An 18,115-nucleotide genomic window follows, 5' to 3' on the forward strand; every position below is an offset into this window, starting at 1 on the left:
ACCGCTGCCCCCGCCGCAGATTCCCGGGTCGACCTGGGATTCCTCCTGAAGGGTTCGATCTCATGATCCGCACCGTCCTCGTCGCCAACCGGGGGGAGATCGCCCGGCGGGTGTTCCGCACGTGCCGCGACCTCGGCATCCGCACCGTCGCCGTCCACTCCGACGCCGACGCCTCCGCGCCGTTCGTGGCCGAGGCCGACGTCGCCGTCCGGCTCGAGGGGAACGCGCCCGGCGAGACGTACCTGCGGGCCGACCTCGTCGTCGACGCGGCCCGCCGCGCCGGCGCCGACGCCGTCCACCCCGGCTACGGCTTCCTGTCCGAGAACGCCGACTTCGCGCGCGCCGTCGCCGACGCGGGCCTCACGTGGATCGGCCCGACGCCCGAGTCGATCGACGCGATGGGCAGCAAGATCCGCGCCAAAGAGCTGATGGCCGACGCGGGCGTGCCGATCCTCAGCGTCGATCCCGGGACCGCACGCCCTGAGGACTTCCCGCTGCTCGTGAAGGCGTCGGCCGGCGGCGGCGGTCGCGGCATGCGCGTCGTCGAGCGCGCCGAGGACCTCGAGGGCGAGCTGACGGCGGCCGCCGCGGAGGCGGCGTCGGCGTTCGGCGACGACACCGTATTCGTCGAGCCGTACCTGCCGACCGCCCGCCACGTCGAGGTGCAGGTGCTGGCCGACACCCACGGCACCACCTGGATCCTCGGCGACCGCGACTGCTCCCTCCAGCGACGTCACCAGAAGGTCGTCGAGGAGGCGCCCGCGCCGAACCTGAGCGCCCCCGTGCGCCGCACCCTGCACGACGCGGCGCGCAACGCCGCCGAGGCGGTCGGGTACGTCGGTGCCGGCACGGTCGAGTTCCTCGTGGCCGACGGGCACGCCGACGACGGCCGTGTCTACTTCCTGGAGATGAACACCCGCCTGCAGGTGGAGCACCCCGTGACGGAGGAGGTGTTCGGCGTCGACCTCGTGGCGCTGCAGCTCTCCGTCGCGGAGGGCCACCCGCTGCCCGCCGAGCAGCCTGCCGGGCCGACCGGCCACGCCGTCGAGGTGCGCCTCTACGCCGAGGACCCGGCCGACGACTACGCGCCGCAGACCGGCACCCTGCGCACCTTCGAGGTGCCCGAGGGCCCGGGCCTGCGCACCGACTCCGCGGTGGAGTCCGGCTCGGTCGTCACGCACTTCTACGACGCGATGATCGCGAAGGTCGTGGCGCACGGCGCCGACCGCGCCCAGGCGGTGCGCCGGCTCGACGACGCCCTACGTCGCACGCGCGTGCACGGCCTGACGACCAACCTCGGGCTGCTGCGCGGGGCCCTCGCCGACGAGGAGTTCGCCGCCGGGCGCGTGCATACCGCGTTGCTCGGGGAGCGGCTCGACGCTTGGACGACACCGCTGCTCGACGACGCCGCCGTGCAGCGCTCGGCCCTCGCCGCCGCCCTCGCGCAGGCGCGCACCGCGTCGACGACGTCGCCGGTCCTCTCCCGCATCCCGACCGCCTTCCGCAACGTGCCCAGCCAGCCCCGCACCCGTCGGCTGCGCGTCGGCGACGAGGAGATCGTGGTCGAGTACCGGGCCCAGGGCGGCCGGCTGGTCAGCGACCTCGCCGAGGTCGTCTCCGCGGAGCCGACCCGCGTGGTGCTGACCGTCGACGGCGTGGCCGAGACGTACGGCGTCGCGGTCGCCGACGCGACGGTCGACGTCGACGGACCCGCCGGGTCGGTCTCGTTCGACGTCGTGCCGACGTTCGTCGACCCGGCGGACGTCGTGGCCGAGGGGTCCCTCCTCGCGCCGATGCCGGCGAGCGTCGTGAAGGTGGGCGTCGAGGCCGGTCAGCAGGTCGCGAGGGGCGACGTGGTCGTCGTCCTGGAGGCCATGAAGATGCAGCACACCATCACCGCGCCGACCGACGGCGTGGTCGCGGAGCTCGCCGTGACGGCGGGCCAGCAGGTCGAGTCCGGGGCCGTCCTGGCCGTCATCGAAGGGGATCCAGCATGAGCCAGTTCACCGAGTCCGAGGAGCGGCGCGAGCTCCGCAAGGCGGTCGCGTCGCTCGGCGCGAAGTACGGCGAGAAGTACTTCCACGAGGCTGCCGCCGAGGGACGCAAGACCACCGAGCTCTGGGCGGAGGCGGGTCGTCTGGGCTACCTCGGCGTGTCGATCCCCGAGGAGTTCGGGGGCGGGGGCGGCGACATCGGTGACCTCGCGGCCGTGTGCGAGGAGCTGGCGACGGCCGGCTGCCCGCTGCTGCTCATGGTGGTGAGCCCGGCGATCGTCGGCACCACCATCGCGCAGTACGGCACGCAGGAGCAGAAGGAGCGCTGGCTGCCCGGCCTGGCCGACGGCACCGCCACGTACGCCTTCTCGATCACCGAGCCCGACGCCGGCTCCAACTCCCACAACATCGTCACGCACGCCGAGAAGGCCGAGGACGGCAGCTGGGTGCTGAACGGCACGAAGACCTACATCTCCGGCGTCGACGAGGCGAGCCACCTGCTCGTCGTCGCGCGGTACTCCGACGCCCGGACCGGCAAGCTGAAGCCGGCCCTGTTCATGGTGCCCACCGACGCCGACGGGTTCACGAAGCAGCAGATCGAGATGGGCGTGGTGAGCCCGGAGAAGCAGTTCACGCTGTTCTTCGACGACGTGCGCGTGCCCGCCGACGCGCTCGTCGGGCAGGAGGACGCCGGCCTCGAGCAGCTGTTCGCGGGCCTCAACCCCGAGCGCATCATGGCCGCGTCGATGGCCACGGGCACGGCTCGCTGGGCGATCCGCAAGGCCGTCGCCTACGCCAAGGAGCGCGAGGTGTGGGGCAAGCCGATCGGCGCCCACCAGGCCATCAGCCACCCCCTCGCCCGGCTGCACATCGACGTCGAGATGGCCCGCCTCCTCACCCAGAAGGCCGCCGCGCTCTACGCCGCCGGCGACCTCATGGGCGCCGGCGAGGCGGCCAACATGGCCAAGGTCGCGGCCGGCGAGGCGGCGGCGAAGGCCGTCGACCAGGCCATCCAGACGCACGGCGGCAACGGCCTGGCGCTGGAGTACGGTCTCGTCCAGGCCGTCGCCTCCTCCCGGCTCAGCAACATCGCGCCGGTGTCGAAGGAGATGGCACTCAACTTCGTCGCTCAGTTCTCGCTGGGGCTGCCGAAGTCCTACTGAGCGCAGATTCCCAGGTCGACCTGGGAATCTGCCGCGGGGCACGATTTTCTGACGTTTGCACGGAAAGCACTCCGTGCTTCGCTGGGATTCCCAGGTCGACCTGGGAATCTCGGGCGCCCACGAGAGCTGAGGAGCTGGTCATGGCAGAGCTGGTGCACCTGGACGTCGCCAACGGGGTCGCGACGGTGACGCTCGACAGCGAGCACAACCGCAACGCGCTGAGCCGTCAGCTGGTGACGGAGCTGGCCGACCGGCTCGCGCAGGCGGACGCCGACGCGGACGTCCGCGCGGTGCTGGTGCGGTCGGCGCACCGGGTGTTCTGCTCCGGTGCCGACCTGTCGGAGGCCGCGAGCGGGGGCATGGAGGAGGGGGCGCGGGCGATCGTGGCGCTCCAGCGCCAGATCGCGACCGCCGGCACGCCCGTGGTGGTCGAGCTCGCCGGGCCGGTGCGGGCGGGCGGGCTCGGCATCGTCGGCGCCGCCGACGTCGTCGTCGCGGCCGAGTCGGTCACGTTCGCGCTCACGGAGGTGCGGCTCGCCCTGGCGCCGGCGGTCATCTCCCTCACGCTGCTCGAACGCTTCACCGACCGGGCCGCTGCCGAGCTGTTCCTCACCGGCCGCCAGTTCGACGCCCGCGAGGCGCAGGCCGCCGGGCTCGTCACCCGCGCCGTCCCCGACGCCGACCTCTCCGACGCGGTGTCGGCCGTGCTGGCGGGCCTCGTGCAGGGCTACCCGCAGGGTCTGCGGGAGACGAAGCGACTGCTCAACCACGACCTCGTGGCCCGCATCGACGCGCTCGGCGACGACGTCGCCGCGCAGTCGGCCCGCCTGTTCGGCAGCGACGAGGCACGCGAGGCGATGACGGCGTTCCTGCAGCGCAAGCGCTGACCGACACCGCAGGTCAGTCGTAGGCGATCGGCATCCGGTCGACCCGGCAGTGCGCCCGGGGCGACTCGACGACCACGTAGCCGCCACCCGACCCCTCGAACCGTCGCAGCGAGAAGCCCGCGTCGTCGACGAGCGGCACGTCGACCGTCGTGATCTCGCTGGGCTGCACCTCCAGGACCTGGGCAGGTCCGCCGGCCTCGAGCCGGACGTGCTTCACCGTCGAGTCGCCGTCGGACAGGCCGATCGCGGCGGTGACGCGGTCGCACGAGCCCTCCGAACGCCACCCCACGAAGCCGTGGCTGCCGGCGGTCCCGTCGTTGCTGTACAGCCCGAGCGTCTCCCGCGGCGGCGTGCCGCCGTTGACCGTCCCGACCCAGCCGCGCTGGACGCCGCCGGAGGAGTAGTAGGACTCGTCGTACAGGTCGAGCCACGTCCAGCCCGTCACGGTGCGGGCCGGGCTGACACCGCGCTGCGTGGAGCCGGCGGCCGGGGCGACGACGCGGTACTGCTGCGTGCCGGTGCGGCTGACGGTGACGCGGGAGGAGAAGGTCCGGGTCTTCGTGGTGCGCGGCGTGGCGATGGTCCGCCACGCGCCCGTGCCGAGACGGCGCTGGACGGCCAGCGTCTTGCCGGCCGCCTTCGCGCCGCTGACCTTGCCGGTGAGCGTGAGCTTCTGGCCGACGTCGCGCTGCGTGTGGCTCGCGGTGAGCGTGACGCCGTAGGTCGCGGCCTCGGCGGGCGCGGCGAGGGCGACGCTGCCGGCGACGAGGGCGAGCGCGGCGAGGACGGTCCAGGTCGAGGGACGACGGTGCGCGGAACGACGGGGGGCGGAACGACGGGGGGCGGAACGACGGTGCATGGGGGCCTCCAGAGGTTGCCATCGCAGGCTAGACCCGCGCGGAGCCCGGCGACCCGACCTCCGCGAAACCGCGTCGCCTCGGGGCCGTTGGACCCGGCGACGGAAGAGGAAGAAGACGCGAAGAGTCCTGCGCAGGCCTCGGCAGACCCTCGGCGCGGTCGTAGCGTCGAGAGCATGAAGACGTTCTCCCTCGTCGTCGCCGGGGCGCTGCTCCTGCTGACGGCCGGTTGCTCCTCGCACGACGTCACCGACCCGTCCGCCGGGTCCGCGCGCCCCTCCTCGTCCTCCGCCACCGGGCCGGCCACCACGGGGCCAGCCACCACGGGGCCAGCCACCACTGGGCCCGCGCTCTCCTCCCCGTCCGCGTCGTCGGCCCCCACGTGCACCACCGCCGACCTACGCGTGACCGTGCGCCCCGACCCGAACGGTGCGGCGGCCGGCAGCACGTTCGACGACGTGCTGCTGCGCAACACCGGCGGCACCACCTGCCTGATGACCGGGTGGCCCGGGGTCTCCTTCGTCACGGGCTCGCAGGGGCGTCAGGTGGGTGCGCCCGCCGCGCGTCAGGGCACGCCGGCCGTCGTGTCCCTCGCGCCGGGCGCGAGCGCGGAGGCGCTGCTGCAGGTGGCCGAGGCCGGAGACTTCGCTCCCTGCACGACGACGTCGGTGCGTGGCCTGCGGATCTACCCGCCCAACCAGCGCGACGCGGTGTTCGTCGCGCTGCCCACGAAGGCCTGTGCGCAGACGTCGGCGCAGCAGCTCACCGTGCGGCCCGTGGTGCTGCGCGGCTGACGGCGCTCAGACGTCGCGCAGCAGCGTGTCGAGACCGCCCGCCACGAACTGCACGAGCCAGCCGTGCCGCGTCGCGAGGTCGGGTGCGCCCGGCGTCCCCTCGGTCAGGTACTCGAACCGGCCGGGACCGGCGAAGAGCTGCAGGCTCGAGGAGACCAGCAGCAGGTAGCCGTCGAGCACGGCCTCCGGGCGGGCGTCGGGGTAGAGGTCCTGGAGCCGACCGACGAACGTCGCCGCGATCGCGTTGTACTCCTCGGCCACGAGCACCTGCTCCGGCAGGGCCGAGACCGACAGCTGAGCCACGAACCGGAAGTAGTCCGCCCACCCGGGCCGGCCGGCCTGCTCGAGCATCGGCTCGGTGAACGCGCGGACCACGTCCTCCAGCGACGTCGCCCCGACGAGCCGGGCACGACGCTCGGCGTTCAGCGGCTCCACCCGGCGCAGCAGCACCGCACGGAACAGCTCGCGCTTGCCGCCGAAGACCTCGCTGACGGTGGCGGTGCGGACGCCGGCGTCGCGGGTGATCTCGCGGACCCCGACACCGGCGTAGCCGGCGCGGGCGAACGAACGCTCGGCGACGTCGAGCAGCACCTCGCGCAGCTCCGCCCGCGGCCGGCGACGCGGGGCCGGCGGGGCGTCGGCCGACGTGCGGGTCATGCCGGGAGCACGCGGTGCGCGACGCGCCCCACCCCGTCGAGGACGAGCTCGAGCTCGTCCCCGGGGCCGATCCAGCGTCCTGTCTCCATGCCGCTGCCGCCGGGCAGCGTGCCGGTGGCGAACAGCTCGCCCGGCAGGAGCCGCTCGCTGCGCGACGCGTGCGCGAGCACCTCGCCGAGGCTCCACCGCATCCCGGCCGTCGAGACCTCCGAGACGACCTCGCCGTTGACGACCACGCGCCCGTGCAGCGCGTCGACGTGGGGCAGGACCTCGTCGGCGGTCACGAGCACGTCCGACATCGAGCTGGCGAAGTGCTTGGACTTCTGCGGCCCGAACCCGCTGGCCATCTCCCGACGCTGGACGTCACGTGCGCTCAGGTCGTTGACCACGACGAAGCCGCCGATCGCGGCCGTCGCCTCCTCCGGCGTCGCGTCGAGCAGCGGACGGGCGAGCACGAACCCCAGCTCGAGCTCGTAGTCGAGCGCGCTCGAGTACGACGGTGGCCGGACGTCGGTGCCGCTGGGCACGAAGGTCAGGTGGTTGCCCAGGTAGTAGATGGGCTGCTCCTGCAGCAACGCGTGGGGACGGAAGGCCGGGAACGGCCGACGGGTCAGGAGCTCCACGGTGCGGGCGGCGCGGTACTGGGCCGGGTGGAAGCGCCTCACGAGCCCGCGCGAGGCGTCGATCGTGTGCTGCTCGAAGAGCATGAAGTCGCGGAACGAGAGCGGCTGGAACGGCAGGAGCGAACCGGAGTAGTTCGGTGCTGGGTCGTCCGGTGCTGGGGCGTCCGGTGCTGGGGCGTCCCACGCGCGCCCCAGGACGTCCCAGGGCGTGAGGCTGGCGTCGGCCGGCTCCCACTCGCCGTCGGCGCGACGCTGCGTGCGGACCTGTCCGTCCACCCGGACCCGTCGGACCTGCACGGTCACCACCACCTTCCGGAACACCTGTTCCGCAGACGGTACCCCAGCGGCTACAGTGCCGACCAGTCGTCACAGGAGCAGCCATGTCGTCCTCCGGATCCGCCTCGTTCGTCCGCCGTCTGCTCGTGAGCACGTGCGCCGCGACCCGCACCACGGGTCTCGCGGCGCGGTTCACGGGGGCGGCTCCGTTCCTGCCGGCCCTCTTCGTGCTGCGCTACAGCAACATGGGCGGGCTCGACCCCGCTGTCGTCGCGACCCAGCTCGCACGGTGCCGGTCGTTCGGTGACCGCGGGTGGACGACGTACTGGCACGGCCTCGCCGCCGAGCAGCTGACGGTCGCGGAGTCGGCGCTGGGCCGCGTCGCGGGGACCGACCTGTCCGGTCGGCTCGTCACTGCAGCCACGTCGGGCGAGGTGGTCCTGCCCGACGCGGTGCTCGAGGCGCTCGCCGACGCCGCGGTGCTGATGGCCGACCACGGTCCGCAGCCGACGGCGGAGGAGGTGTCGCGGGTGGTCGGGACCGGCCGGCCCGTGGTGCTCGACGCGTTCACCGCCCTCGACGCCTGGGTCAAGGCCCTCACCCTCGAGCAGGTGGCGGCGTTCCCGGGCCACACGCCGGGCCGGATGCGCGCGTACTGGCGGAGCCGTCGTCTCTTCGACGCGTTGGTGCCGGTGGTGACGCCGCACCTCGGTGTCGACGTCCGGCCGGTCGACGTGCCGGTGGACGGCGACGTCGTGCGCGGCTACCTCGTCACCCCGAGCGACGGTGGGCCGCGGCCCGTCGTGCTCGTGACCAACGGGCTCGAGGGGACGGTGCAGGAGCTGCTCGTGCCGCTGCTGCGCTACCGGCACAGCGGGCTCGCCACGTTCGTCATGGAGATGCCGGGCAGCTACGCGTACGGACAGCCCATGTCGCCGGCCTCGGAGGACGTCTACCGCGCGGTCGTCGACCACCTCGTCCGCGACCCGCGCGTGGACGGCACACGGCTCGGGGTCGTCGGCGTCAGCTTCGGCGGCTACTGGGCCGCACGGCTCGCGGCGGCCGAGCCGCGGCTCACCTGCGCGGTCGCCTGCGGGGCGCCGACCCACCGCACGTTCCTGCCCGCCAACGCCGTGGGGCTCCCGCAGGTGATCCTCGAGGCGCTCAAGGCCGTGACCGGCTCCCGGGCCCTGCTCACCATGAGCCACCGGCTCCGGGCGCTGTCGCTGCGCCGTCGCTACCGCGACGTCCGCGTGCCGCTGCTGGTCGTCAACGGCGACCACGACACCCTGCTGAGCACGCAGGACTCGATCGACCTCGCTGAGCAGGCGCCGGGCGCGAGCCTCCTGCTCTACCCGGACGACGACCACTGCGCGATGGGCCACTACCGCGACTGGCTCGACGCGTCCCAGGAGTGGCTCGTGCGTCACCTGGCGCCGGAGGTCGAGGTTCCGGCGGCGGCCGACGCGGGCTGACGGACCGTCCGGCCTCGCCACGACTCTGGCGATTCCGCTGCGCCACGGCCGCCGACCGCTCATGCTGGAGGCTCGTCCGCCTGGTGCGAAAAGGGAGATCGCATGGGTGCTTCACGCGCTGCGGCGCGCGGCTGCGTGCTGCTCGCCGTCTCGGTGCTGGCCACGCTGCTCGGTGTCGCGCCCGCGCACGCCGCGCCGGTGGCGTTGTCCGGGAGCGTCGTCGGCACGTCCGGAGCCGGCCTCTCGGGCATCGAGGTGGCCGTCACGACGCGTGCCGGCGTGGCCGTGCAGGAGGCGACGACCGACAGCACCGGGGCCTGGTCGGTCCAGGTGGAGCCGGGCACCTACGCCGTCGGGTACGTCGACCCCGAGGGCTGGTGGAAGCCGGAGTTCTGGGACGACCAGACCACCCTCGCCGCCTCGACGGCCCTGACGGTCGGCACGTCGGGCCGCACCGGGGTCGCGGCGCGCCTCGCGCCGTACCCCGTCGTCTCCGGGACCGTCCGCTCGGGCGGTGAGCCCGTCGCCGGGGCCGAGGTGCGTGCGTACGCGAGCGCGGTGGAGACCGACTCCGTCCGCACGGTCACGACCGCCGCCGACGGCACGTGGGCCGTGCCGCTGCCGTCCGGCAGCTACCGGTTCGCGTTCGAGAGCCCCGACCACGTCGTCGAGTACTGGAACGACCGCGCGACCCTGGCGGCGTCGGACCCGGTCACGGTGACGACCGCCGACGTGCCCGGGCGCGACGTCACGCTCACCCCGCTGCCCGTCGCGTCAGGCCGGGTGACGGCAGGGGGCGCGGCCGTGCGCCGCCCCGAGGTCACGGTGCTCGTCCGCGACGCCGCCACCGGGCTGTGGAGCGAGCAGGAGACCGTCACCGGCGACGCCCAGGGCCGCTGGTCGGTGCGCCTGGCGGCCGGGCGCTACAGCTTCCGGTTCGCCGGCGACGCCCGGTACCGGCCCGAGTTCTGGGCCGACCAGACCCGACGCTCCGACGCCACGCCGGTCGACCTCGGCTCGGCCCCGGTGGTCCTCGACGCTGACCTCGCCGTGTTGCCCACGGCCCGCGGACTGGTGCGCGACCCGTCGGGCGAGCCCGTGGAGGACGCCGACGTGGTCGCGCTCGACGCGGCGGGCGACGAGGTCGCGCGCGACCGGACCGGTCCCGACGGCGCGTTCGGCGTGCCGCTCGCGCCGGGCGCCTACGGGGTGGAGGTCCGCGCCCGCGGCTACCGCACGTGGACGCGCAGCGTCGTCGACGACCCGCTCCTCGTCGGCCAGCGCGGCGGAGACGTCGGCGGCGTCGACCTCGCGCCCGCCCTCGCGATCCGCGGCCGGGTCGCGGGCCCCGACGGCGCACCGGTGCGCACCGACGTCGTCGTGCACGCGCCCCGCGTCGTCGCCGGCCAGACCCGCTGGGTCGTCGCCGACCGGGTCCCGACCGACGCCTCCGGCCGCTGGTCCGCGCCTGTCGTCCCCGGCGACTACCGTCTGCAGGTCGAGGGCACCGACGAGCTGCTCGGCGAGTTCTGGGACGACGCCGCCTCGGTCGCGGCGGCGTGCACGGTCACGGTCGGCGACACCGACGTGCTCGCGCGCGACACCGTCCTGGCAGCCCGGTCACGCTCCGGCGTCCGCGGCACCGTCACCACCGCGACGGGTGCCGCACTGGCCGAGGCGCGCGTGAGCGCCTCGGTGCTGCGCGACGGCGAGTGGGTCGTGCTCGACGAGACCACCACGTCCGCCGACGGCCGGTACCGGCTGCTCCTGCCCGACGGGACCTACCGGCTGGGCTTCTCGGCGGACCGCCACCGCACCACCTTCGGCCCGGGCTCCGCGACCGTCGGCGCCGCGTCGTCGGTCGTCGTCGCCGGGGCGCTCGTCGGCCGCGACGTCCGGCTCGAGATGGTCAGTGCCCGGGTCCAGGGCACCGTGAGAGGCCCGTCGGGACCGCTGGCAGGGGTGGACGTCCGGGTGCTGCAGGGCGGCAGCGACGACCTCGTGCCCGTCACCTCGGCGCGCACCGACTCCGCCGGTCGCTACGAGGTGCAGGTCGACGCCGGGCGGTACGTGCTCGCGTTCGAGGACCCCTCGGGCGACCACCGGGGCGAGTACCTCGCCGGCGCCAGCACCTGGGCGTCGGCGACGCGGGTGGTCGTGGCCGACGGCGCGACGCTCACCGGCCGCGACGTCACCCTCGCCGCGAACCCCCGCCTCGTCGGTCGGGTGCAGACGGCGTCCGGTGCCGGCGTGGGCGACGCGGTGGTCCGTCTCGTCCGCCCGCTGGACGCCGCCGGTGCCGGGGGCGACGTCGTGGCCGAGATCGCCACGGACGACACCGGGGCCTACGCGTTGGCCGCACCGGCTGGTACCTACACGGTCGAGGTGGTGCTCGACGGCGACGTCCGCTGGACCCTGTCGTCCCTCGCGCTCGCGACGGGCACCACCACGCGGACGGTGACGCTCGCCGACCAGCGCGCCGTCACCGGCCGGCTCCTCGGACCCGACGCCCGCCCGGCCGCCGGCGTGGAGGTGCGGGCCTGGCGCTACGACCCCCGCGACGACACCGCCGTCGTCGTCGGCCGCGCGGTCTCCGGCACGGACGGCAGGTACGCGCTCGCCGTGCCGCCCGGCGTCTACCGGGTCGGCTTCTACGGCCTGCCGCTCGGGTACGCGACGACCTTCGCCGGTGGCCCCGACCTCGCCACAGCTCGCGCGGTCCGGGTGGCGTCCACCGACGTCGACGGCGTCGACGCCACCCTCGCCGCCGCCACGGGGGTCACGGGCAGCATCAGCGACGCCGCGGTGCTCGTCGACGCGCCGCCGCCGGAGCTGGAGGCCGTGTTCCTCCGCCTCGACACCGAGGCCGGACGCTGGGTCGAGCAGGAGCGCACGACCCCCGGCTACGGCGCGTACCAGGTCGAGCTGCCGTCCGGCCGGTACCGGGTCCGGGTCGTCGAGCGGCAGGAGCCGTTCCGCACGACCCACCACGGTGGCGGCACCGCGTTCTCCTCGGCTGCCGACGTCGAGGTCGTCGCCGGGTCGCTCACACCGGGCGTCGACGTGGTCGTCGGCTCGGAGCTCGGCACGCTGCGGTCGGGCGCCGCACCGACCGTCACGGGACGGGCCGCCGTCGGCGGGACCCTCACCGCCGATCCCGGCACCTGGACACCCACCGCGACCGACGTGGCCTTCCAGTGGCTGCGCGACGGCACGCCCGTCACCGGAGCCACCGGCCGCAGCTACGTGCCGGGCGTCGCGGACGTCGGCCGCGCGGTCGCGGTGCGCGTCGTCGCCTCGCGGGCGGGGTACCGCTCCGCCCTCGCCGTCAGCGCGCCCGCCACGGTCGCGCCCGCGACGCTCGTGTCGACCTCCCCGCCCGCCCTCACGAGCGACCCCGTCGTCGGCACCCGCACCACGGCGTCCAGCGGCACGTGGTCGCCGGCCGACGTGACGCTCGCCCGGCAGTGGCTGCGCGACGGCGTCGCCGTGGAGGGCGCCACCGGCAGCGAGCACGTGCCCACGGCCGCCGACGTCGGCCACGCGCTCGCCCTGCGCGTGACCGCCTCGGCGCCCGGCTACACCCCGCTCACCGTCGTCTCGCAGGCGCGCACCGTGACCGACCCGCCGCTGACGGCGACCTCGCCCCCCGTGCTCACCGGTGACGCGACGACCGGGTCGACCCTCGGCAGCACCGAGCCCGTCTGGAGCCGCACGCCGGGCACGACGACCCGGCAGTGGCTGCGCGACGGCCGCCCCGTCGACGGCGCGACGGGCACCACGTACCGGCTCGGGCTCGACGACGTCGGCAGCGCCGTGGCGCTCCAGGTCGTCGGGCGGGTCGACGGACAGCAGCCCGTGACCACCACGTCGGCCGCGCGCACCGTCGCTCCCGCCGCCCTGACCGCCCGCACCGCGCCCACCGTCACCGGGACCGCCCGACCCGGCTCGACCCTCACGGCCTCGCCCGGCACGTGGGACGCCGGCGACCCCACGACCGGCTCGACGTCCTTCGGGTACCAGTGGCTGCGGTCGGGCAAGGCCGTCACGGGGGCGACCGGTCCGACGTACCGCGCGGGCACCGCCGACCTCGGACGTCCGCTCACCGTCCGGGTGACCGCCACGCGACCGGGCCACGTCACAGGGTCGCGCACGTCGGCGTCGCGGACCGTCAAGGCGCAGCCCGCCCTCGCCGTCACCAGCACCGGAGGTCGCCGGAGCGCGACGTTCACCGTCGTCGTGCGCGCGAGTGGCGCCACCCCCACGGGGACCGTGCGCGTCCGGCTCGGCTCGCGCACGCTGCGCAGCGCGACCCTCACGACCTACCGGGGCACGCGTCGCGCCGTCGTCACCGTCACCGGGCAGGCCAAGGGCACGCGGGTCTACATGGTGGAGTACCGGGGCGACGCGAAGGTCGAGGCCCGCTCGACCAACCGTCTGGTCACCGTGCGCTGACGACAGGACGGGCGTCCCACCAACCCCGGACCGGTGGGGTTTTCGTGGGCGGGCGGCGGGTATCATGGGGAGTTCGCAGAACGACCCACGAGAGCCGAGGAGAGGCGTGTCCTCCGAGCAGCAGGCCGCCGCAGAGATCGCAGCGGAGCAGGCGTACGTCGACGTCGTCTACGGCCGCCTCGACGAGTCCACGAAGGTGGCGCAGTCGCTCGTCACCGAGGGCTTCGCCCGTGGGCACGTCGGCAACGAGGGCGGTCTGGTCGAGCGTGACGCGATGGTCTTCCAGGCCACCCGCCGCCTGTCGGCCCTGAATGCCGCGCACGACGGCCTCGTGTTCGGCCGCCTCGACCTGCAGGGCGGCGAGGCCCGGTACATCGGCCGGATCGGTGTCCGCGACGCCGACCGCGAGATCCTGCTCGTCGACTGGCGTGCGCCGGCAGCCGCGCTGTTCTACCAGGCGACCGCCCAGGACCCCACCGGCGTCGTGCGCCGTCGCGTCCTGCGCAGCTCGGGCAAGACCGTCGTCGGGGTCGAGGACGACCTGCTCGACGCGGAGAACGCCCCCGACGACATGGTCGTCGTCGGCGAGGGCGCGCTGCTCGCCAGCCTCTCGCGGGCCCGCGACAGCACCATGCACTCCGTCGTCGCCACGATCCAGAAGGAGCAGGACGAGGCCATCCGGGCGCCCAGCCGCGGCGCGACGATCATCGGCGGCGGCCCCGGCACGGGCAAGACCGTCGTGGCGCTGCACCGCGCGGCCTACCTGCTGTACACCGACCGCCGACGCTTCGAGTCCGGCGGCGTGCTCGTCGTCGGCCCGTCGTCGGTGTTCATGAGCTACATCGAGCGGGTGCTGCCGAGCCTCGGCGAGACCGCCGTGACGCTGCGCTCGCTCGGCGAGGTCGTTGACGGGGTCGGCGCGCGCGAGCACGACGAGCCGGTCGCCGCCGCGGCCAAGGGCTCGTCGCGCATGCTGCCCGTGCTGCGGCGCCTGGCCACGTCGCCGCAGCCCGGCGAGCCGACGTCGTTCCGCTACTTCTACAAGGACGACGTGCTCGTCCTCGACGCCAAGAAGCTCGCCAACATCCGCCGTGGGCTGCTCTCGAATCTGCCCCGCAACCGCGCGTACCCGAAGGCGCCGGCCGCCGTGGCGCGGGCGCTGTGGCAGCAGGTGTCGGGCGAGCGGGCGCTCGAGAAGGGCGAGGAGGGCTTCCTCGACGAGCTCACCACCGACCACCGCTACGTCGACTTCGTCGAGGCGTGGTGGCCGCCGGTCGACGCCGTCGAGCTCTGGCGCACCCTGCCCAAGCGGGTCGGGGAGCTCGCCAACGGAGCGTTCTCCCGCGAGGAGCTCGACGCGATGGTCACGTCGTGGGCCTCGGGCGTCCCCGCCATCGAGGACGTCCCCCTCATCGACGAGCTGCGCTACCTGCTGGGCGAGGTGCCGCCCGACGACGAGCGCGACGACGACGTGCCGCGCCAGCTGATGAGCTTCGAGCGACGGGAGCGCGAGGTCGAGAACGAGCTGCGCTCCACCACCAGCATCGACGACGACGGGTACGGCGCACGTGCTGGTCGACGAGGCGCAGGACCTCTCGCCGATGCAGTGGCGCATGCTCGGCCGGCGCGGTCGCTACGCCAGCTGGACGATCGTCGGCGACCTCGCCCAGTCGTCGTGGCCGCACGCCGACGAGGCCGAGCAGGCTCGCGTCGCCGCGCTGGAGGGCAAGGTCGAGCACCGGTTCCGGCTCTCGACCAACTACCGCAACTCCGCCGAGATCTACGACCTCGCGGCCGACGTCGCGCAGGTCGCGATCCCGGGCGCCGACCTCGCGGAGGCCGTGCGTCGCACGGGCGAGGCGCCGCGGCACGAGTGGGTCGCCGACGCCGCCCTGCTCGACGCCGTCGCGGCCGAGGCCGACACGATGCTCGAGCGGGTCGAGGGCACGGTCGCGGTGGTCGCCGCCCGCGCCGACCTGCCGCGGCTGCGGGCCCGTCTGGCCGACCGGCTGGGCGCCCACGACCGGCTACGGGTGCTCGACGGGCTCGACACCAAGGGCCTGGAGTTCGACGCGGTGGTCGTGGTCGAGCCCGACGCGATCGTCGCGGAGTCCGAGGCCGGCTGGCGGACGTTCTACGTCGTCCTCACCCGCGCCACCCAGCTCCTCACCACGGTCGGCACCACCCAGACCTGGCTCTCCCGCGTCTCCTGACCCGACCCCACCCCGCCCCGCCCCTCCAGCCCTCCCCGCGTTTTGTGGACTTGGTGACGGTTTCTGCTCGAGAAACCGTCACCAAGTCCACAAAACGCGGGGACCTCGGGCTGGGCGGGGGGACCGGCGGGACGCCTTCTAGGGTGGACGGGTGCGCAAGATCGCGGTCGGCCTCGTCCTGCTCGCCGCCGCCGTCCTCACGGGACTGCCGGTGGCGACGTCGACGTTCCTGCACAGCGAGCGGCACCTGACCATCGGTGCGCACCAGGCCGTCGTCAGCCCGCAGGTCGACGGGCACGCGACGATCGACTTCGGACCCCTGCTGCCGGAGGTACGGGTCCCGGTCGACGCGCCGCTCGGCGTCGGCGTGAACGTCCGGCTCGGCGACTCCGACGCGGTGGGCCTGGAGGAGCTGCTCCAGCGCGACGCCGCCATCGCCGCCCAGCCGAGCGGCGAGGTGCGCGAGGTGACGGCCGCCGTCACCGACATGGCCGCCGAGGCGGCGCTGCGTGGCCTGGGGGTCGGCGTCCTCACCGTCACCGTCCTCGTGCTCGGCTGGCGCGCGGTCGGTGCCGACCGTCGACGTCGGATCCGCCGCGAGATGGTGCAGCCGTCGCGCGGGCAGGTCGCGGGCGGCGTCGCCACCGTCGTGGTCGTCGTCGGCGCGCTGGTGCTGGTCAGCCTGCCCGAGCGTCAGGACGCCGAGCCCGCGCAGACGTGGACCGCGGCGCGCGAGGTGTTCCCCGAGCTGCCCGCCGACCCCGTGCTCGACCGGCTGCAGCTGGCCCAGGGCAGCGCCACCACGAGCAGCCGTGCGCTCGTGGAGGGTGCGCTGTACCTCTACCGCGACTCCGTCAGCTTCTACGGCGCGCTCGAGGAGCAGGCGACGCAGGTGCGCGTCCGTGAACCCGAGGACGGCGAGACGACGGCGCTCGTCGTCACCGACCGGCACGACAACATCGGCATGGACCCCGTCGCCCGCAACATCGCCGACCGCGCCCAGGCCCGCCTGCTGATCGACCTCGGCGACGACACCTCCCAGGGTGGCGCCTGGGAGACCTTCAGCATCAACTCCCTCGCCCGCGCGTTCAAGGGCTTCGACGTCGTCTCCATCGGCGGCAACCACGACTCACGGCGCACGACGAAGGACCAGGCGAACGCCGGCTTCACCGTGCTCGACGGTGAGCCCGCCGAGGTCGGCGGCGTCCGCTTCCTCGGCGACACCGACCCGCGCGGCACGACCCTCACCGGCTACACCGAGGACGCGAAGACCCGCGACACCGCCCTCGACGACCAGGACGAGGAGCTCACGACGACCGCGTGCGAGGCCGACGAGCGTGGCGAGCGGGTCGGCGTGCTCGCCGTCCACTCGTGGGCGTCAGGGCGCAAGGTGGCGGCCAGCGGCTGCGTCGACCTCGTGCTCACCGGGCACCTGCACTACCAGGTGGGCCCGCGGGCGATCGCCGGTCCCGACGGCAGGTCCACCACCCGGCTGACGACCGGGACCACCGGCGGCGCGGTCCTACCGATCGCCCTCGGCAGCAGCCTGCGGCGCGACGCCCAGGTCACGATCGTCACCTTCGACGCCGACGGCGCGCCGGTCGGGCTGCAGGTGGTCACCTTCACGCCCGCCGGGGTCATCGACGTCGGCGACTACACCGAGCTGCCGCTCACCTCCTCGCCGTCGCCCGCCGACCCAGATCCCACCGAGGACCCGACCGCCGAGGACCAGGACCCGGAGGCTCCCGTCCAGCCGTGATCGAGCTGCCGGCCGCGGTCGCGGCGTTCGCCCGGCGAGGTCCGCGCTGGGCCGCGTTCGTCGACGCCCTGCCGCGGACGGTCGACGACCTCCTCGCCGAGTGGGGCCTGCGGGTCGACGGGGCGCCGATGCACGGCGAGGTCGCGCTGGTGCTGCCGGTGCGGACCGAGCGCGGCGTCGAGGCGGTGCTGAAGGTGGGGTTCGTCGACGAGGAGTCCCGCCACGAGCACCTGACGCTGACCACGTGGGACGGGCGCGCAGCCGTGCGGATGCTGCGTGCCGACCCGGCCCGTGGCGCGCTGCTGCTGGAGCGCGCCGGCCCGACGGCCCTGTCGTCGTTGCCGGCGCTGGACGCCTGCGAGGTGGTGGCCGGGCTCTACGCCACCCTGCACGTCAGCGCGCCACGTCGTCTGGTGCCGCTCTCGACGCTGGTGGGGCGGTGGACCGAGCAGCTGGCCGCGGCGCAGGACGAGGTGCCCGCCCCGCGCCGGCTCGTGCAGCAGGCCGTCGCGCTCGGCCGCGCGTTCGCGGGCGATCCCGGCACCGACGGGCTGACCGTCCACGCCGACCTGCACGACGCCAACGTCCTCGCCAGCCGTCGCGCGGACGGTCCGGGCGGGGGCGGCGTGCCGTGGCTCGTGATCGACCCGAAGGGCATCAGCGGCGACCCGGCCTACGAGCCCGCCCCGCTGCTGTGGAACCGGTGGGACGAGGTCGCCTCGGCCCGTGACGTGCGCTTCGCCGTGCGCCGCCGCTTCCACACCGTGGTCGACGTCGCCGGGCTCGACGAGCACCGGGTGCGCGACTGGGTGGTCGTGCGGATGATGCTCAACGCCCTCTGGACCCTCCAGGACGCGCAGGAGGCGGGCCGAGCCCTCGACGCCGCCGACCGCGCCTGGACCACCCGCTGCGTCACCATCGCGAAGGCCGTGCAGGACTGACGGCTCGGTCCCGCCCCCGGG

At 74.6% G+C, this 18,115-nt stretch carries 13 protein-coding genes; 9 read left to right on the forward strand and 4 right to left on the reverse strand.

All coding sequences use genetic code 11. The features are described 5' to 3' along the window. The first annotated feature begins 62 nt into the window (after window positions 1-62). The 3 genes from QE370_RS05640 (at window position 63) to QE370_RS05650 (ending at window position 4,044) form a co-directional block, all read left to right on the forward strand. Window positions 63-1,997 (forward strand): biotin carboxylase N-terminal domain-containing protein, encoded by a 1,935-nt coding sequence (locus tag QE370_RS05640; protein WP_309633731.1) that lies wholly within the window; start codon window positions 63-65, stop codon window positions 1,995-1,997. Then, window positions 1,994-3,157, forward strand: coding sequence for an acyl-CoA dehydrogenase family protein (locus QE370_RS05645; RefSeq protein ID WP_253025564.1), 1,164 nt, complete (start codon window positions 1,994-1,996; stop codon window positions 3,155-3,157). The genes QE370_RS05640 and QE370_RS05645 overlap by 4 nt, the downstream gene beginning before the upstream one ends. Window positions 3,158-3,297: 140 nt before the next feature. Further along, entirely contained in the window at window positions 3,298-4,044 is a 747-nt protein-coding gene (locus tag QE370_RS05650) for an enoyl-CoA hydratase-related protein (RefSeq protein ID WP_309633732.1), read from the forward strand. A 13-nt stretch (window positions 4,045-4,057) separates the two neighbouring features. Here QE370_RS05650 and QE370_RS05655 read toward each other — a convergent pair whose 3' ends face one another. After that, a complete protein-coding gene (locus QE370_RS05655; RefSeq protein ID WP_309633733.1) occupies window positions 4,058-4,903 on the reverse strand; it encodes a hypothetical protein in 846 nt (281 codons plus the stop codon). A gap of 174 nt (window positions 4,904-5,077) precedes the next feature. Here QE370_RS05655 and QE370_RS05660 point away from each other — a divergent pair, with 174 nt between their 5' ends. Then, a complete protein-coding gene (locus QE370_RS05660; protein ID WP_309633734.1) occupies window positions 5,078-5,695 on the forward strand; it encodes a DUF4232 domain-containing protein in 618 nt (205 codons plus the stop codon). Between the two features lie 6 nt (window positions 5,696-5,701). Here the strand turns inward: QE370_RS05660 and QE370_RS05665 are convergent, their stop codons facing one another. After that, window positions 5,702-6,352, reverse strand: a complete 651-nt coding sequence (locus tag QE370_RS05665) for a TetR/AcrR family transcriptional regulator (protein ID WP_309633735.1) — start codon at window positions 6,350-6,352, stop codon at window positions 5,702-5,704. Continuing rightward, window positions 6,349-7,296, reverse strand: a complete 948-nt coding sequence (locus QE370_RS05670) for a fumarylacetoacetate hydrolase family protein (protein ID WP_309633736.1) — start codon at window positions 7,294-7,296, stop codon at window positions 6,349-6,351. The genes QE370_RS05665 and QE370_RS05670 overlap by 4 nt, the downstream gene beginning before the upstream one ends. A 59-nt stretch (window positions 7,297-7,355) precedes the next feature. Between QE370_RS05670 and QE370_RS05675 the strand changes: the two genes are divergently transcribed. Together QE370_RS05675 and QE370_RS05680 are read left to right on the forward strand one after the other, a co-directional pair. Then, window positions 7,356-8,726, forward strand: coding sequence for an alpha/beta hydrolase (locus QE370_RS05675; protein ID WP_309633737.1), 1,371 nt, complete (start codon window positions 7,356-7,358; stop codon window positions 8,724-8,726). Between the two features lie 102 nt (window positions 8,727-8,828). After that, complete coding sequence (locus tag QE370_RS05680) at window positions 8,829-13,181, forward strand: carboxypeptidase regulatory-like domain-containing protein (protein ID WP_309633738.1); 4,353 nt, start codon at window positions 8,829-8,831, stop codon at window positions 13,179-13,181. Here the strand turns inward: QE370_RS05680 and QE370_RS05685 are convergent. Next, window positions 13,168-14,796, reverse strand: a complete 1,629-nt coding sequence (locus QE370_RS05685; RefSeq protein WP_309633739.1) for a hypothetical protein — start codon at window positions 14,794-14,796, stop codon at window positions 13,168-13,170. The genes QE370_RS05680 and QE370_RS05685 overlap by 14 nt on opposite strands. Here QE370_RS05685 and QE370_RS05690 point away from each other — a divergent pair. The 3 genes from QE370_RS05690 to QE370_RS05700 all read left to right on the forward strand — a co-directional run bounded on the left by QE370_RS05690 (window position 14,750) and on the right by QE370_RS05700 (window position 18,094). After that, window positions 14,750-15,394, forward strand: coding sequence for an ATP-binding domain-containing protein (locus QE370_RS05690; protein ID WP_309633740.1), 645 nt, complete (start codon window positions 14,750-14,752; stop codon window positions 15,392-15,394). The two genes, QE370_RS05685 and QE370_RS05690, sit on opposite strands and share 47 nt — an antisense overlap. Window positions 15,395-15,545: 151 nt before the next feature. Beyond that, window positions 15,546-17,153: a metallophosphoesterase gene (locus QE370_RS05695; RefSeq protein ID WP_253027053.1), complete on the forward strand. Its 1,608-nt coding sequence runs from the start codon at window positions 15,546-15,548 to the stop codon at window positions 17,151-17,153. Next, window positions 17,150-18,094 carry an aminoglycoside phosphotransferase family protein gene (locus QE370_RS05700; protein WP_309633741.1) on the forward strand — a complete coding sequence of 315 codons (945 nt, stop codon included), beginning with the start codon at window positions 17,150-17,152 and terminating at the stop codon, window positions 18,092-18,094. Before QE370_RS05695 ends, QE370_RS05700 begins: the two co-directional genes overlap by 4 nt. Window positions 18,095-18,115 lie beyond the last annotated feature (21 nt).

It is taken from the genome of Aeromicrobium sp. SORGH_AS_0981 (genome assembly GCF_031453195.1).
Classification (GTDB): domain Bacteria; phylum Actinomycetota; class Actinomycetes; order Propionibacteriales; family Nocardioidaceae; genus Aeromicrobium.

Excerpts from the sequence above, each read along its gene's own strand:
- QE370_RS05660 (WP_309633734.1), top strand. The coding sequence starts at position 5,078 with ATGAAGACGTTCTCCCTCGTCGTCGCCGGGGCGCTGCTCCTGCTGACG.
- QE370_RS05685 (WP_309633739.1), bottom strand. The coding sequence starts at position 14,796 with ATGCGCCACTGCATCGGCGAGAGGTCCTGCGCCTCGTCGACCAGCACG.
- QE370_RS05640 (WP_309633731.1), top strand. The coding sequence starts at position 63 with ATGATCCGCACCGTCCTCGTCGCCAACCGGGGGGAGATCGCCCGGCGG.
- QE370_RS05650 (WP_309633732.1), top strand. The coding sequence starts at position 3,298 with ATGGCAGAGCTGGTGCACCTGGACGTCGCCAACGGGGTCGCGACGGTG.
- QE370_RS05680 (WP_309633738.1), top strand. The coding sequence starts at position 8,829 with ATGGGTGCTTCACGCGCTGCGGCGCGCGGCTGCGTGCTGCTCGCCGTC.
- QE370_RS05655 (WP_309633733.1), bottom strand. The coding sequence starts at position 4,903 with ATGCACCGTCGTTCCGCCCCCCGTCGTTCCGCCCCCCGTCGTTCCGCG.
- QE370_RS05675 (WP_309633737.1), top strand. The coding sequence starts at position 7,356 with ATGTCGTCCTCCGGATCCGCCTCGTTCGTCCGCCGTCTGCTCGTGAGC.
- QE370_RS05645 (WP_253025564.1), top strand. The coding sequence starts at position 1,994 with ATGAGCCAGTTCACCGAGTCCGAGGAGCGGCGCGAGCTCCGCAAGGCG.
- QE370_RS05665 (WP_309633735.1), bottom strand. The coding sequence starts at position 6,352 with ATGACCCGCACGTCGGCCGACGCCCCGCCGGCCCCGCGTCGCCGGCCG.